Raw genomic sequence first — 15,765 nt, 5'->3', positions numbered from 1 at the left:
GTACGGCCCCGGGGCGCGCGCCCCGGGGCCGTCGGCGTCAGGCGTCGTAGACGTCGGCCTTCTTCGGTCCGGGGTCCTGCACGCCCCCGCCGAGGATCAGGGAGCGGTTGGTGAAGCGCTCGGTGTCCACGTTGTGCTCGTCGAGGAACCGGATGGTCGCCGTGTGGACCGCGCGGAGCACGGGCGTGGCCATGCGGATGGCGTCGTCGGCCATGAAGCGGTTCTTCCAGAGCGGGCCGGCCCAGACGTGCCGGAGGCCGAAGGGCTCGGGCAGGTTCATCTTGCCGCCGAGGAACTCCAGGACCGGCGGGTACCAGGTGAGCGGGGCGCGGACGGCGAGCCGGACGATGTCGTCGGTGCCCAGCAGCGGCTGCGGGATCTCCTTGGTCTCCCAGAAGCGGACGGTCTTGGAGACCTCCTTGGTCTTCGCCTTGGGCTTGGTGGTGAACAGACCGTGGACGGGGCCGAGCGCGTGGCCCGTGACCTCGATGCGCAGGGTGTGGTGGAGCGAGGTGACGGTGACCATCATCGTCAGCACCACGTTCCCGTCCCAGAGCGTGAACTGGACGCCCAGGTAGTGGCGGTTGCCGGCGCCGAACTGCTGCTCGTTGCAGATCCGCTGTATCTCGTGCGGCTTGACCTGGAAGTGGACGATGTTGTCGCCCTCGGGGCGGGCGACCTCGTCGGCGCCCTCGCCGACCGGGGAGACGATCCAGTGCTTCACGGTCGGCTTGGGGAAGCCGGTCTTCAGCGAGCCGCGCTCCAGCAGGGTGAGCTGGTCGTGGATCTTGCGGACCAGGTCCCAGGCGCGGAAGTCGTGCATCTCGCGGCCGTCCACGGGGACCAGCTCCTCGGCCAGGGTCCAGCTGCCCCAGCGGGTGCCGAGGCCGAGGACGCCCTTGGGGCCGGCGTAGAACACCATGTTGGACTGCTGCTCGGCGGAGAGCTTCTCCAGGTTGAGCCGCAGCTCCTCGGCCGACTTCTCGCCCGGGTCCGTGGGGACGGACTTGGGGACGTGGGCGCCGACGCCGCCGCCGCTGAGCAGGCCGGTCCAGCGCTCGCGGAGGTCCACGGCGGCGCTGAGGCAGACCCGCCCCGCGAGGTACCAGCCGACGACCGGCGCGACGATCATCGCCCGCAGGTAGTTGGGCAGCAGCCCGTCGAAGGGGAGCCTGAGGAGGACGATCACGGCGCCGATGCCGACCACGAGCAGCAGGGCCGTGCCGAGGAAGCTGGTCCGCTTGTTGTCCGAGCCGGCGGCGGTGCGGCGCAGATGGATCACGCCGAGCCAGAGCAGCAGGCCGGGCAGGAACAGGACGCCGCAGACGAAGGTGATCAGGGTCAGCTTGATGTCGCGGCGGCGGCGGATGTGGGTGGCGGCGAGGCAGTGCTCGACGATCGGCTGCGGTTCGGCGCCGAAGGACTGGATGAGGGGCTTGCGGCCGCCGCCGAGCATGCGGACCTGCACGGCGCGGGAGAACGCCTCGCCGAGGTCGGGGCGGAAGAGTTTCTCCCACTTCCCCTTCTTCAGCGTGGTCTTGTAGTGCTCGTTGTCGGCTTCCTGGATGGTCTCCAGGGGGCTGTCCCGGTACGCGGCCGAGGCCAGGGCGTTCGTCGCCCCGGTCAGCCCGCTGCCGCCCTGGAGCGGGATCTGTGCCCCCGGTCCGAAACCGTCGATCGCCACGTGCGCCCCCATCACCGCGAGTACCTGTGCGGGCTGTTCCCGACTGCCGTGCCCGGCACACCTGCCGAGCTGGGCACCACAGCGTAACCGGGCCGCGTGGTATGCGTCACCGGCTGTGGACAACCGCGACCGGAACCCGTCCGCCCGGTGCGGACCGGACGGACGGCGACCGCTGACGATCCGTCGACTAGGAGCGTTTTCCGGCCTGTTCGCGAAGGCGCTCGGCGAGCTGAGGGGGCATCGGTTCGTGCCGGGCGTAGCTGCGGTCGAAACGGCCCGTGCCGTGCGAGACGGACCGCAGGTCGACGGCGTACCGCCCGATCTCGATCTCCGGGACCTCGGCCCGGACGACCGTGCGGCCGGGCCCGGCCTGGTCGGTGCCGACCACCCGGCCGCGCCGGCCGGACAGGTCGCTCATCACCGCCCCGACGTACTCGTCGGGGACGAGCACCCGCACCTCGGCGACCGGCTCCAGGAGGTGGACGGGGACCTCGGCGGCCGCCTCGCGCAGGGCGAGCGCCCCGGCCGTCTGGAAGGCGGCGTCGGACGAGTCCACCGAGTGGGCCTTGCCGTCCCTGAGGGTGACCCGGACGTCGACCAGCGGGTGCCCCGCGGCGACACCGCGCGCGGCCTGGGCCCGTACGCCCTTCTCGACGGAGCCGATGAACGGGCGGGGCACCGCGCCGCCCACCACCTTGTCGACGAACTCGATGCCGCTGCCCGGCGGGAGCGGCTCGACGTCGATCTCGCAGATCGCGAACTGGCCATGCCCGCCGGACTGTTTGACGTGGCGTCCGCGGCCGGAGGAGGGCGCGCCGAAGGTCTCGCGCAGCGGCACCCGGTACGGGACGGCGTCGACGCGCACCCCGTAGCGGCCGCGCAGCCGCTCCAGGACGACGTCCTGGTGGGCCTCGCCCAGGCACCACAGGACGACCTGGCCGGTGTCCTGGTTCTGTTCGAGGCGGAGCGTCGGGTCCTCGGCGACCAGTTTGGCCAGGCCCTGCGAGAGCCGGTCCTCGTCGGCCTTGCCGTGCGCCTCGACGGCGAGCGGCAGCAGCGGTTCGGGCATGGCCCACGGTGCGATCAGGAGCGGGTCGTCCTTGGCGGAGAGGGTGTCGCCGGTCTCGGCGCGGCCGAGCCGGGCCACGCACGCGAGGTCCCCGGCGACGCAGTGCGCCATCGGCCGCTGCTGCTTGCCGAAGGGGGAGGTGAGGGCGCCGACCCGTTCGTCGACGTCGTGGTCCTCGTGGCCGCGGTCGGCGAGGCCGTGCCCGGAGACGTGCACCGTCTCGTCGGGCCGGAGGGTGCCGGAGAAGACCCGGACGAGGGAGATCCGGCCCTGGTAGGGGTCGGCGGCGGTCTTCACGACCTCGGCGACCAGCGGTCCGTCGGGGTCGCAGGCGAGCGGCGGCCGGGGTTCGCCGGAGGGGGTGGTGACGGCGGGCGGCTCGTGCTCCAGCGGCGAGGGGAAGCCGCGGGTGATCAGCTCCAGGAGTTCGACCGTGCCGAGGCCCTGTCCGCCCCCGTCGGCGGCGGGGGCGGCGGCGAGCACGGGGTGGAAGCCGCCCCGGGCGACCGCCTTCTCCAGATCGCCGACGAGGGTTCCGATGTCGACCTCCTCGCCGCCGAGGTAGCGGTCCATGAGGGTCTCGTCCTCGCTCTCGGCGATGATCCCCTCGATGAGCCGGGCCCGCGCCCCGGCGATCAGGTCGCGGTCGGCGTCGCCGGGCGGGAGTTCCCGCCGCGCGCCCGTGGAGTAGTCGAGGACCCGCTCCGTGAGGAGGCCGATCAGACCGGTCGCGGGGGCGTGGCCGTCGGTGCCCTCGGGGCCGTGGACCGGCAGGTAGAGAGGGAGGACGGCGTCGGGGTCGTCGTGGCCGAAGAGCCCGGCGCAGACCCCGGTGAGCTCCTCGAAGCCGGTGCGGGCGGTGTCGAGGTGGGTGACGACGATCGCCCGGGGCATGCCGACGGCCGCGCACTCCTCCCAGACCATCCGGGTGGAGGCGGCGACCGCGTCGGCCTCCTGGGCGGCCGAGACGACGAAGAGGGCCGCGTCCGCCGCGCGCAGACCGGCCCTGAGCTCCCCGACGAAGTCGGCGTACCCGGGGGTGTCGAGGAGGTTGATCTTGAAGCCCTCCCAGCCGACCGGGACGAGGGAGAGCTGGACGGAGCGGTGCTGCCGGTGCTCGATCTCGTCGTAGTCGGAGACGGTCGCCCCGTCCTCGACCCGGCCGGGTCTGCCGAGCGCTCCGGCCGTCTGGGCCAGCGCCTCGACCAGCGTCGTCTTGCCCGATCCGCTGTGGCCGACCAGCACCACGTTCCGTACCTCCGAGGGCCGGTCGGCCGTCGGTGCCCTGCCGGCGGCTCCGGCGGGGGTGTGCGCCTTGTCGCCCATGGTGGTCCTCCCGGCTGCGAGGCGGTGAGGGGTGAGCGGGCGCGGGGGAGCGGCGTCGCGGCGCCGTTCCGGCGGAGCCCGCGGGGTGCTCCTTCGAGCTTTGCACCGACACCGGGACGCGTCCATACGTCGTACAGCGGTGGGTCCCCAGGGGTACGCCGACGCGACGGGGCGGGTGCGCTCCCGTACGGCGCCACGCGCGTGGCTACGATGGGTGAGCCGGTGGTCATAGGACCGCGCGGCCCGCCGAAACCTCGGGAAGGCCATGCTGAACAAGTACGCGCGTGCGTTTTTTACGCGTGTCCTCACACCGTTCGCCGCGTTTCTGCTCCGCCGGGGGGTCACCCCCGACGCCGTGACGCTGATCGGCACGGCGGGAGTGGTCGCCGGTGCGCTGGTCTTCTTCCCCAGGGGCGAGTTCTTCTGGGGCACGATCGTGATCACGCTCTTCGTCTTCTCCGACCTCGTCGACGGCAACATGGCCCGGCAGGCCGGCATCTCCAGCCGCTGGGGCGCCTTCCTCGACTCGACCCTCGACCGGGTCGCCGACGGGGCGATCTTCGGTGGCTTCGCCCTCTGGTACGCGGGCAAGGGCGACGACAACGTGCTGTGCGCGGTGGCGATCTTCTGCCTGGCGAGCGGCCAGGTGGTCTCGTACACCAAGGCGCGTGGTGAATCGATTGGCCTGCCGGTCGCGGTGAACGGCCTGATCGAGCGGGCCGAGCGCCTGGTGATCTCGCTGGTCGCGGCCGGCCTCGCCGGCCTGCACGCCTTCGGCGTGCCCGGCATCGACGTGCTGCTGCCGATCGCGCTGTGGATCGTCGCCGTCGGCTCGGCGGTGACCCTGGGACAGCGGGTCGTGACGGTACGCAGGGAGTCCGCGGAGGCGGATGCCGCCGCGGCGGCCGGGGGAAGCGGGGCGGCATCGTGAGCACGCTGAAGGACAAGGTCGCCGACGGGCTGTACGGCCTCGGCTGGGCGACCGTGAAGAAGCTCCCGGAGCCGGTGGCCAAGGCCCTCGGGCGGAAGATCGCCGACACCGCCTGGAAGCGGCGCGGCAAGGGCGTGCTGCGCCTGGAGGCCAACCTCGCGCGCGTGGTGCCGGACGCCACGCCCGAGCGGCTCGCCGAGCTGTCGAAGGCCGGCATGCGCTCGTACATGCGCTACTGGATGGAGTCCTTCCGGCTCCCCACATGGAGCAGCGAGCGGGCCGCGAACAGCTTCGCGATCAAGGGCGAGCACGTCCTGAAGGACGCCATAGCCTCGGATCGCGGAGTGATCCTCGCCCTGCCGCACATGGGCAACTGGGACCTGGCCGGGGTGTGGGTGACCCGCGCCCTCGGCACGCCCTTCACCACCGTCGCCGAGCGGCTCAAGCCCGAGTCGCTCTACGACCGCTTCGTCGCCTACCGCGAGTCCCTCGGCATGGAGGTGCTGCCGCACACCGGCGGCGCCGCCTTCGGGACCCTCGCCCGGCGGCTGCGGGCCGGCGGTCTGGTCTGCCTGGTCGCCGACCGCGACCTGTCCGCCTCCGGCGTCGAGGTCTCCTTCTTCGGCGAGGCCACCCGGATGCCCGCGGGACCGGCCATGCTCGCCCTCCAGACCGACGCGCTCCTGCTGCCGGTGACCCTCTGGTACGACGACACCGACGTCATGAAGGGAGAGGTGCACGCGGCCGTGGAGGTACCCGCGTCAGGCACCCGCGCCGAAAAGGCGTCCCTCATGACACAGACCCTCGCCGACACCTTCGCCGGGGCGATCGCGGACCACCCGGAGGACTGGCACATGCTCCAGCGCCTCTGGCTGGCCGACCTGGAGGAGCGCACACCGTGAAGATCGGGATCGTCTGCCCGTACTCCTGGGACGTACCGGGCGGCGTCCAGTTCCACATCCGCGACCTCGCCGAGCACCTGATCCGGCTCGGCCACGAGGTCTCCGTCCTCGCCCCCGCCGACGACGACACGCCGCTGCCGCCGTACGTGGTCTCCGCCGGCCGGGCCGTGCCCGTCTCGTACAACGGCTCGGTGGCCCGGCTCAGCTTCGGCTTCCTCTCCGCCGCCCGGGTCCGCCGCTGGCTGCACGACGGCACCTTCGACGTCGTCCACATCCACGAGCCGACCTCGCCCTCCCTGGGGCTGCTCACCTGCTGGGCGGCGCAGGGCCCGATCGTGGCCACCTTCCACACCTCGAACCCGCGCTCGCGGGCGATGATCGCCGCCTACCCGATCCTCCAGCCGGCGCTGGAGAAGATCAGCGCCCGGATCGCGGTCAGCGAGTACGCCCGCCGGACGCTGGTGGAGCACCTCGGCGGCGACGCGGTCGTCATCCCCAACGGCGTCGACGTCGACTTCTTCGCGGGCGCCGAGCCCAAGGCCGAGTGGCAGGGGGAGACGCTCGGCTTCATCGGGCGGATCGACGAGCCCCGCAAGGGCCTGCCGGTCCTCATGAAGGCGCTGCCGCAGATCCTCACCGAGCGGCCGGGCACCCGGCTCCTCGTGGCGGGACGCGGCGACGAGGAGGAGGCGGTGGCCTCGCTGCCGCCCGAGATGCGCTCCCGGGTGGAGTTCCTCGGCATGGTCAGCGACGAGGACAAGGCGCGGCTGCTGCGGAGCGTCGACGTGTACGTGGCGCCCAACACGGGCGGCGAGTCCTTCGGCATCATCCTCGTCGAGGCGCTGTCGGCCGGCGCGCCGGTCCTCGCCGCCGACCTGGACGCCTTCGCCCAGGTCCTCGACCAGGGCGCGGCGGGCGAGCTCTTCGCCAACGAGGACGCGGACGCGCTGGCGAAGGCGGCGATCCGGCTGCTCGGCGATCCCGCGCGGCGCGCGGAGCTGAGCGCGCGGGGCTCGGCGCACGTGCGGCGCTTCGACTGGTCCACGGTCGGCGCGGACATCCTGGCCGTCTACGAGACGGTCACCGACGGCGCGGCGGCGGTCGACACGGACGAGAAGGCGGGCGGCCTCCGGGCGCGGCTGGGGCTGTAGCCCGCTGCGGGCACCCGTTCCGCCCTGGGCGGAACGCACGCCCCCGGCGGGGGCGCGCGGGCGCAACCTGGTCGCATGATCCACGTCACCCGGCTCGACCTCGGCCGCTTCACCCGCCCCGCCCACGAGTGGGGCGGGCCCCACGCGCGCGTGGAGTCCGCCTTCGCCTACCTCGTCCGGCACCCCGGCGGCACCGTCCTCTTCGACACCGGCATGGGCGAGGGCTCGCCCGAGACCGACGCCCACTACGCGATCGAGCGCCGGCCGCTCACCGTCCGCCCCGGCGAGGCGGACGTCCTGGTCAACTGCCACCTCCACTTCGACCACATCGGCGGCAACCAGCGCTTCCCCGGCACCCCCGCCCTCGTCCAGCGCGGCGAGCTCGCCACCGCGCGGGCCGGCGGCTACACCCTCGACTCCCTCCTCCCCGGCGTCGCCTGGAGGGAGATCGACGGCGAGCACGAGCTCGCGCCCGGGATCCGGATCGTGCCGACGCCCGGACACGTCGACGGGCACCAGTCGCTCGTCCTCGACCACGGCGACCGCGTGACGGTCCTCGCGGGACAGGCGTACGACACGGCGGGCGACTTCGGGACGCCGTACCGGCCCTGGCTGGACCGGCTCGCCGCGCTCGCGGACGGCCGGCCGGTACGTGTCCTGTTCGCCCACGACCACGCCCTTTGGGAAGGTGTGCTGCCGCCGCCCGGGTAGCCTGTGCGCCCGTGACCGAAACCCTGATCTGGACCGTCGTCGCGCTGATCCTCATCGGCGTCTACCTCAGCTGGACCGCCGGACGGCTCGACCGGCTGCACACCCGCATCGACGCGGCCCGCGCCGCGCTCGACGCCCAGCTGCTGCGGCGGGCCTCGGTCGCCCAGGAACTGGCCACCTCCGGCGTCCTCGACCCGGCGGCCTCGATCGTCCTGTACGAGGCCGCGCACGCGGCCCGGCAGGCCGAGGAGGACCACCGCGAGGTCGCCGAGAGCGAGCTGAGCCAGGCCCTGCGGGCCGTCTTCGGCGAGCCGGAGCAGGTGGAGCTCGTCCGGGAGGCGCCCGGCGGCGAGGAGGCCGCGGGCGAACTGGCCGCCGCGGTCCGCCGGGTCCCGATGGCCCGCCGCTTCCACAACGACGCCGTCCGGGCCGCCCGCGCCCTGCGCCGCCACCGCAAGGTCCGCTGGTTCCGGCTCGCGGGCCACGCGCCCTTCCCGATGGCCTTCGAAATGGACGACGAACCGCCGGTGGCCCTGGCCGATCGTCCTTCCTGAGCCCCTGCGGCCTCGGATTCCCGCGAAAAGGATCCACGTCCTGCACATTGGCCCTTGCTGTGGACCGCTCGTGGATTGTTTCCTCGCTCTAGTCGTCAACGTCCCGTTGAACCCGTTGTCACGAGTGAGGTTTCCGTGTCCAGCTCCACCACCCCCCAGTCCCCCGAGACCGGTACCGCCCGTGTGAAGCGCGGCATGGCCGAGCAGCTCAAGGGCGGCGTGATCATGGACGTGGTCAACGCCGAGCAGGCGAAGATCGCCGAGGACGCCGGCGCCGTCGCCGTCATGGCCCTGGAGCGGGTCCCCGCGGACATCCGCAAGGACGGCGGCGTGGCCCGGATGTCCGACCCGAACATGATCGAGGAGATCATTGGCGCGGTCTCCATCCCGGTGATGGCCAAGTCCCGCATCGGCCACTTCGTCGAGGCCCAGGTCCTCCAGTCCCTCGGCGTCGACTACATCGACGAGTCCGAGGTCCTCACCCCGGCCGACGAGGTCAACCACTCCGACAAGTGGGCCTTCACCACCCCCTTCGTCTGTGGCGCCACCAACCTGGGCGAGGCCCTCCGCCGCATCGCCGAGGGCGCGGCCATGATCCGCTCCAAGGGCGAGGCCGGCACCGGCAACGTCGTCGAGGCCGTCCGCCACCTGCGCCAGATCAAGAACGAGATCGCCAAGCTGCGCGGCTTCGACAACAACGAGCTGTTCGCCGCCGCCAAGGAGCTGCGCGCCCCGTACGAGCTCGTCAAGGAGGTCGCCGAGCTCGGCAAGCTGCCCGTCGTCCTGTTCTCCGCCGGTGGCGTCGCCACCCCGGCCGACGCCGCGCTGATGCGCCAGCTCGGCGCCGAGGGCGTCTTCGTCGGCTCCGGCATCTTCAAGTCCGGCGACCCGGCCAAGCGCGCCGCCGCCATCGTGAAGGCCACCACCTTCTACGACGACCCGAAGATCATCGCGGACGCCTCCCGCAACCTGGGCGAGGCCATGGTCGGCATCAACTGCGACACCCTCCCCGAGTCCGAGCGCTACGCCAACCGGGGCTGGTAAGCACCGATGAGCAGCACCCCCGTGATCGGTGTCCTGGCCCTCCAGGGCGACGTACGGGAGCACCTGATCGCCCTGGCCGCGGCGGACGCCGTGGCCAGGCCGGTCCGGCGGCCCGAAGAGCTCGCCGAGGTCGACGGCCTGGTCCTCCCCGGTGGCGAGTCCACCACCATCTCCAAGCTGGCCGTCCTCTTCGGCCTCATGGAGCCGATCCGTGAGCGGATCGCCGCGGGCATGCCCGTGTACGGCACCTGCGCCGGCCTGATCATGCTCGCCGACAAGATCCTCGACCCGCGCTCGGGCCAGGAGACCTTCGGCGGCATCGACATGATCGTGCGCCGCAACGCCTTCGGGCGGCAGAACGAGTCCTTCGAGGCCGGAGTCACCGTCGAGGGCATCGACACCCCCGTCGAGGGCGTCTTCATCCGTGCCCCGTGGGTGGAGTCCGTCGGCGCCGACGTCGAGGTGCTGGCCGAGCACGAGGGCCACATCGTCGCCGTCCGCCAGGGCCGGGTCCTCGCCACCTCCTTCCACCCCGAGCTGACCGGCGACCACCGGGTCCACGAACTCTTCGTCGACATGGTGCGCACGGATCGGTGACGTGATCCCGGTAGGATCTCTGGGGTTCGTTCAAGAAGTTGGTTACGCGAAGGAGACAGGCAGATGTCCGGCCACTCTAAATGGGCTACGACGAAGCACAAGAAGGCCGTGATCGATGCCAAGCGCGGCAAGCTCTTCGCGAAGCTGATCAAGAACATCGAGGTCGCGGCCCGCACCGGCGGCGCCGACCTGGACGGCAACCCGACGCTGTTCGACGCCGTGCAGAAGGCGAAGAAGCAGTCGGTCCCGAACAAGAACATCGACTCCGCGCTCAAGCGCGGCGCCGGTCTCGAGGCCGGCGGCGCCGACTACGAGACGATCATGTACGAGGGCTACGGCCCGAACGGTGTCGCGGTGCTCATCGAGTGCCTCACCGACAACCGCAACCGTGCCGCCTCGGACGTCCGCGTCGCCATGACCCGCAACGGCGGGTCGATGGCCGACCCGGGCTCCGTCTCGTACCTGTTCAACCGCAAGGGCGTCGTCGTGCTCCCCAAGGGCGAGCGCTCCGAGGACGACGTCCTGGAGGTCGTGCTCGACGCGGGCGCCGAGGAGGTCAACGACCTCGGTGAGTCGTTCGAGGTCATCAGTGAGGCCACCGACCTGGTCGCGGTCCGCACCGCGCTCCAGGAGGCGGGCTTCGACTACGACTCCGCCGAGTCCAGCTTCGTCCCGACCATGCAGGTCGAGCTCGACGAGGAGGGCGCGCGGAAGATCTTCAAGCTGATCGACGCGCTGGAGGACAGCGACGACGTGCAGAACGTCTTCGCCAACTTCGACGTGAGCGACGAGGTCATGGAGAAGGTCGACGCCTGATCGCGGGCCGTTTCACACCGTTCCACCGCAGCGGGCCGACGGGGACACACCCCGTCGGCCCGCTGCGTTGTCGGTGGCAGCGGATAGCCTGCACAAACAGACTTGCGACCGGTCGACGACAGGGAGGGGCGGCGTGCGCGTACTGGGGGTGGACCCGGGACTCACCCGGTGCGGTGTCGGCGTCGTCGAAGGCGTCGCGGGACGACCGCTCACCATGCTCGGCGTCGGCGTGGTCCGCACCCCCGCGGACGCCGACATCGGCCCCCGCCTCGTCGGCATCGAGCGCGGGATCGAGGAGTGGATCGACCGCTTCCAGCCCGAACTGGTCGCCGTGGAGCGGGTGTTCAGCCAGCACAACGTGCGGACGGTGATGGGCACCGCCCAGGCCAGCGCCGTCGCCATGCTCTGCGCCTCCCGGCGCGGCATCCCCGTCGCCCTCCACACCCCCAGCGAGGTCAAGGCGGCCGTCACCGGCTCCGGCCGCGCGGACAAGGCCCAGGTCGCCGCCATGGTCACCCGGCTGCTCCGGCTCGCCGCCCCGCCCAAGCCGGCCGACGCGGCCGACGCCCTCGCCCTCGCCATCTGCCACATCTGGCGCGCCCCCGCCCAGAACCGCCTCCAGCAGGCCGTCGCCCTGCACGCCTCGAAAGGCCGCACGTCATGATCGCCTTCGTCAGCGGCCCGGTCGCCGCCCTCGCCCCCACCACCGCCGTCGTCGAGGTCGGCGGCGTCGGCATGGCCGTCCAGTGCACCCCGAACACGCTCGCGGGGCTCCGCGTCGGAGAGCAGGCCCGCCTCGCCACCTCCCTCGTCGTCCGCGAGGACTCGCTCACGCTGTACGGCTTCGCGGACGACGACGAGCGCCAGGTCTTCGAGCTGCTCCAGACCGCCAGCGGCGTCGGACCCCGGCTCGCCCAGGCCATGCTCGGCGTGCACAGCCCCGACGCGCTCCGCCTCGCCGTCTCCACCGGCGACGAGAAGGCGCTCACCGCCGTGCCCGGCATCGGAAAGAAGGGCGCCCAGAAGCTCCTCCTGGAGCTGAAGGACAAGCTCGGCCAGCCCCTCGGCAGCAGCGGGCTCGTCGGCCAGCAGCGCGCCGTCGCCACCGGTCCCGCCCCCTGGACCGACCAGCTCACCGCCGCCCTCGTCGGCCTCGGCTACGCGAGCCGCGAGGCCGAGGAGGCGGTCGCCGCCGTCACCCCGCAGGCCGAGGCCGCCCTCGCCGAGACCGGCTCCGCGCCCGTGCCCCAGCTGCTGCGCGCCGCCCTGCAGACGCTCAACCGCGCCCGCTGACCGCCCGCAGACCCTCCCGTACGAAGGAAGACACCACCGTGAACTGGGACGACGAGACGGCATCCGCCCACGAGGAGCGGATCGTCGGCGCCGCCGCCGAGGGCGACGACCAGGCCGTCGAGGCCGCCCTGCGCCCCAAGGACCTCGGCGAGTTCATCGGCCAGGAGAAGGTCCGCCAGCAGCTCGACCTCGTCCTCAAGGCCGCCCGCCAGCGCGGCGCCACCGCCGACCACGTACTGCTCTCCGGCGCCCCCGGCCTCGGCAAGACCACCCTGTCGATGATCATCGCCGCGGAGATGAACGCGCCGATCAGGATCACCTCCGGCCCCGCCATCCAGCACGCCGGCGACCTCGCCGCGATCCTCTCCTCCCTCCAGGAGGGCGAGATCCTCTTCCTCGACGAGATCCACCGGATGTCCCGGCCCGCCGAGGAGATGCTCTACATGGCGATGGAGGACTTCCGCGTCGACGTCATCGTCGGCAAGGGCCCCGGCGCCACCGCCATCCCGCTGGACCTCCCGCCCTTCACCCTGGTCGGCGCCACCACCCGGGCCGGACTGCTGCCGCCCCCGCTCCGCGACCGCTTCGGCTTCACCGCCCACATGGAGTTCTACGAGCCGCACGAGCTGGAGCGCGTCGTGACCCGTTCGGCGGGCCTCCTCGACGTGACGATCGACCCCGCCGGCGCCGCCGAGATCGCCGGCCGCTCCCGCGGCACCCCCCGGATCGCCAACCGGCTGCTGCGCCGCGTCCGCGACTACGCCCAGGTGAGGGCCGACGGAGTGATCACCCGCGAGATCGCCGCCGCCGCCCTCGGTGTGTACGAGGTGGACAGCCGCGGCCTCGACCGCCTCGACCGGGCGGTCCTGGAAGCCCTGCTGAAGCTCTTCGGCGGCGGACCCGTCGGCCTGTCCACGCTCGCCGTCGCCGTGGGGGAGGAGCGCGAGACCGTCGAGGAGGTCGCCGAGCCCTTCCTCGTGAGGGAGGGACTGCTCGCCCGTACCCCCCGTGGCCGCGTCGCCACGCCCGCCGCGTGGACCCACCTCGGACTGGTCCCGCCGCAGGCAGCGGGCCCGGCGGGGGCGGGATCGGGACAACAGGGGCTGTTCGGCGCCTGAGGCCGCTGTGACGGGTGGGTGACGGCGCGGAGTATCGCCCGACGAGGAACCACGGTGCCATGCTGGGCGTTGTTCCATCGATGCGGACTCGCCTAGACTCCGCCGATGCCGCCCTTTCTGGACGGCGTACCCACCCCCGAAGATCAGGCCGCGGGTTCTCCGTGACCGTGCGAAGGATTTCCGTCCCGTGAATAACATCGGCATGCTCCTCCCGTTCATCGTGCTCATCGGGGCGATGTTCCTGATGACCCGCTCTGCCAAGAAGAAGCAGCAGCAGGCGGCGGAGATGCGCAACCAGATGCAGCCCGGCACCGGCGTACGCACGATCGGGGGAATGTACGCCACCGTCAAGGAGATCCAGGACGAGACCGTCCTGCTGGAGGTCGCGCCCGGCGTGCACGCCGTCTACGCCAAGAACTCGATCGGCGCGGTCCTCGACGACGCCGAGTACAACCGGATCGTCCACGGTGACACCGACGAGGACGCCGCGGCCGACTCCGGCGCCGTCGTCCCGGACGACGCCTCGTCGCTGACCGACGCGGCCGACAAGACCGACGAGGCCCCGAAGGCCGATCTGACGAAGAAGTCGGACGCCGCCGAGGTCGAGAAGGACGGCAAGGCCGACGGCGAGACCGAGGCGAAGTAAGTCGCACCCGGCACCGCGGCCCCCGCGAACAGGCGGGGCCGCGGCCGGGAACGGTCGGACGTCTGCGGGGGATGGTCCCCACACATACTTCGTGGCCTCCGTGCGCCCACCCGGCGCCCGGACGGTTTGGACAGGGAGAAACGACAGGTGGCAGCACCGAAGAAGGGCCGAGGGCCGGCGGGGGGACAGAGCCGGCCTGGGCGCGCCCTGGCATTCATTCTGATCGCCATGGTCGCGCTCACCGGCGGCATGTTCTGGTCGGGACACACCACCCCGCGCCTGGGCATCGACCTCGCCGGCGGCACGTCGATCACGCTCAAGGCCAAGGCGGAGCCCGGCCAGGAGTCCGCGGTCAACGAGACCAACATGAACACGGCGGTCGGCATCATCGAGCGCCGTGTCAACGGTCTCGGCGTCTCCGAGGCCGAGGTCCAGACCCAGGGCCGCGAGAACATCATCGTCAACATCCCCAAGGGGACGAACGAGAAGCAGGCCCGCGAGCAGGTCGGCACCACCGCCCAGCTCTACTTCCGGCCGGTGCTCACCGTCGCGGCCGCCGCCCCCGAGGCCGCGCCCTCCGCGAACCCCTCGGGCTCGGCCACGCCGAAGCCCTCCGCGTCCGCCTCCGTCGGCGAGAAGAAGTCGGCCACGCCGACCGCGACCGCCTCCACCCAGGGCCGCGCGCTCTCCGAGGCCCTCAAGGCCCCGAACGCCACCGGGACGCCCACGCCCACCGGCAGCGCCACCGGCACGCCGAAGGCGACCGCCACCCCGAAGGCGACCGGCACCCCGCAGGCCACGCCCACCCCGGACGCCGCCACCGCCGCGCTCCAGCAGAAGTTCACCACCCTGAACTGCCTGGACCCCAAGCAGCGCACCGCCGCCGCCGCGGGCAGCAAGCCGGGCGACACCATCGTCGCCTGCGGCAAGAACGCGATCGGCCAGTGGGAGAAGTACCTCCTCGGCCCCGCCGAGGTCGAGGGCCGTGACGTCGACGACGCCAAGGCCGCCATCGACCAGCAGAGCGGCCAGTGGATCGTCGACATGACGTTCACGGACGCCGGCTCGAAGAAGTTCCAGTCGATCACTGGCAAGCTCTCGCAGCAGGCCGAGCCGCAGAACCAGTTCGCCATCGTCCTGGACGGCGAGGTCGTCTCGGCGCCCCGCGTCCAGACCACGCTGAGCGCCAACGCGCAGATCTCCGGCAGCTTCAACCAGCAGTCCGCCCAGGACCTCGGCAACATCCTGGCCTACGGCGCCCTGCCGCTCTCCTTCGACACCCAGAGCGTCGACACCGTCACCGCCGCCCTCGGCGGCGAGCAGCTGGAGGCCGGTCTCATCGCCGGCGCGATCGGCCTGGCGCTGGTCATCCTCTACCTGGTCGTCTACTACCGCGGCCTGTCGTTCATCGCGATCCTCAGCCTCGGCGTCTCCGCCCTGCTCACCTACGTGATCATGGCTCTGCTCGGCCCGGCCATCGGCTTCGCGCTGAACCTGCCGGCCGTCTGCGGCGCCATCGTCGCCATCGGCATCACCGCGGACTCGTTCATCGTGTACTTCGAGCGCATCCGCGACGAGATCCGCGAGGGCCGCACCCTGCGGCCGGCCGTCGAGCGCGCCTGGCCGCGCGCCCGCCGCACCATCCTGGTCTCCGACTTCGTGTCGTTCCTCGCCGCCGCGGTGCTCTTCATCGTCACCGTCGGCAAGGTCCAGGGCTTCGCGTTCACGCTCGGCCTGACCACCCTGCTCGACGTCGTCGTGGTGTTCCTCTTCACCAAGCCGGTGATGACGCTGCTCGCCCGCACGAAGTTCTTCGGCAACGGCCACAAGTGGTCCGGACTGGACCCGAAGCGCCTCGGCGCCAAGCCGCCGCTGCGCCGCGCCCGCCGTACCACCGCCCCCGTCGACCCGAAGGAGGCGTGA

At 72.2% G+C, this 15,765-nt stretch carries 15 protein-coding genes; 13 read left to right on the top strand and 2 right to left on the bottom strand.

What is annotated here, in order from left to right:
- Positions 1-37: 37 nt before the first annotated feature.
- Positions 38-1,696 (bottom strand): hypothetical protein, encoded by a 1,659-nt coding sequence (locus ACFVU3_RS17945; protein ID WP_390067152.1) that lies wholly within the window; start codon positions 1,694-1,696, stop codon positions 38-40.
- A gap of 175 nt (positions 1,697-1,871) precedes the next feature.
- Complete coding sequence (locus ACFVU3_RS17940; RefSeq protein WP_390067151.1) at positions 1,872-4,079, bottom strand: elongation factor G-like protein EF-G2; 2,208 nt, start codon at positions 4,077-4,079, stop codon at positions 1,872-1,874.
- 265 nt (positions 4,080-4,344) lie between these two features.
- Here ACFVU3_RS17940 and pgsA point away from each other — a divergent pair, with 265 nt between their 5' ends.
- The 13 genes from pgsA (at position 4,345) to secD (ending at position 15,765) form a co-directional block, all read left to right on the top strand.
- Positions 4,345-5,010, top strand: coding sequence for a phosphatidylinositol phosphate synthase (gene pgsA / locus ACFVU3_RS17935; protein WP_390067149.1), 666 nt, complete (start codon positions 4,345-4,347; stop codon positions 5,008-5,010).
- The gene (locus tag ACFVU3_RS17930; protein ID WP_390067147.1) at positions 5,007-5,912 is read left to right on the top strand and encodes a phosphatidylinositol mannoside acyltransferase; all 906 of its coding nucleotides are present in this window, start codon (positions 5,007-5,009) and stop codon (positions 5,910-5,912) included. The genes pgsA and ACFVU3_RS17930 overlap by 4 nt, the downstream gene beginning before the upstream one ends.
- Positions 5,909-7,063 carry a glycosyltransferase family 4 protein gene (locus tag ACFVU3_RS17925; protein WP_390067145.1) on the top strand — a complete coding sequence of 385 codons (1,155 nt, stop codon included), beginning with the start codon at positions 5,909-5,911 and terminating at the stop codon, positions 7,061-7,063. The genes ACFVU3_RS17930 and ACFVU3_RS17925 overlap by 4 nt, the downstream gene beginning before the upstream one ends.
- A 75-nt stretch (positions 7,064-7,138) precedes the next feature.
- Positions 7,139-7,774 carry an MBL fold metallo-hydrolase gene (locus ACFVU3_RS17920; RefSeq protein ID WP_390067143.1) on the top strand — a complete coding sequence of 212 codons (636 nt, stop codon included), beginning with the start codon at positions 7,139-7,141 and terminating at the stop codon, positions 7,772-7,774.
- An 11-nt stretch (positions 7,775-7,785) separates the two neighbouring features.
- Positions 7,786-8,328 (top strand): hypothetical protein, encoded by a 543-nt coding sequence (locus tag ACFVU3_RS17915; protein WP_390067141.1) that lies wholly within the window; start codon positions 7,786-7,788, stop codon positions 8,326-8,328.
- A 135-nt stretch (positions 8,329-8,463) separates the two neighbouring features.
- The gene (gene pdxS, locus ACFVU3_RS17910; protein WP_383457307.1) at positions 8,464-9,372 is read left to right on the top strand and encodes a pyridoxal 5'-phosphate synthase lyase subunit PdxS; all 909 of its coding nucleotides are present in this window, start codon (positions 8,464-8,466) and stop codon (positions 9,370-9,372) included.
- Positions 9,373-9,378: 6 nt separating this feature from the next.
- On the top strand, positions 9,379-9,969 hold the full coding sequence (gene pdxT / locus ACFVU3_RS17905) for a pyridoxal 5'-phosphate synthase glutaminase subunit PdxT (protein ID WP_390067140.1): 591 nt from the start codon (positions 9,379-9,381) through the stop codon (positions 9,967-9,969).
- 63 nt (positions 9,970-10,032) lie between these two features.
- Positions 10,033-10,785, top strand: coding sequence for a YebC/PmpR family DNA-binding transcriptional regulator (locus tag ACFVU3_RS17900; RefSeq protein ID WP_200428255.1), 753 nt, complete (start codon positions 10,033-10,035; stop codon positions 10,783-10,785).
- A 133-nt stretch (positions 10,786-10,918) separates the two neighbouring features.
- Entirely contained in the window at positions 10,919-11,449 is a 531-nt protein-coding gene (ruvC, locus tag ACFVU3_RS17895) for a crossover junction endodeoxyribonuclease RuvC (protein WP_376602404.1), read from the top strand.
- Positions 11,446-12,078, top strand: coding sequence for a Holliday junction branch migration protein RuvA (gene ruvA / locus ACFVU3_RS17890; RefSeq protein WP_390067138.1), 633 nt, complete (start codon positions 11,446-11,448; stop codon positions 12,076-12,078). Before ruvC ends, ruvA begins: the two co-directional genes overlap by 4 nt.
- A 38-nt stretch (positions 12,079-12,116) precedes the next feature.
- Positions 12,117-13,196, top strand: a complete 1,080-nt coding sequence (ruvB, locus tag ACFVU3_RS17885) for a Holliday junction branch migration DNA helicase RuvB (protein ID WP_390067137.1) — start codon at positions 12,117-12,119, stop codon at positions 13,194-13,196.
- Between the two features lie 202 nt (positions 13,197-13,398).
- Entirely contained in the window at positions 13,399-13,842 is a 444-nt protein-coding gene (yajC, locus tag ACFVU3_RS17880) for a preprotein translocase subunit YajC (protein WP_390067285.1), read from the top strand.
- 147 nt (positions 13,843-13,989) lie between these two features.
- On the top strand, positions 13,990-15,765 hold the full coding sequence (gene secD / locus ACFVU3_RS17875; protein ID WP_390067136.1) for a protein translocase subunit SecD: 1,776 nt from the start codon (positions 13,990-13,992) through the stop codon (positions 15,763-15,765).

Source organism: Streptomyces sp. NPDC058052 (genome assembly GCF_042885515.1).
Classification (GTDB): domain Bacteria; phylum Actinomycetota; class Actinomycetes; order Streptomycetales; family Streptomycetaceae; genus Streptomyces.
The sequence above is the reverse complement of the archived record's forward strand: the minus strand, read 5'-3'. Positions and strand labels throughout refer to the sequence as shown.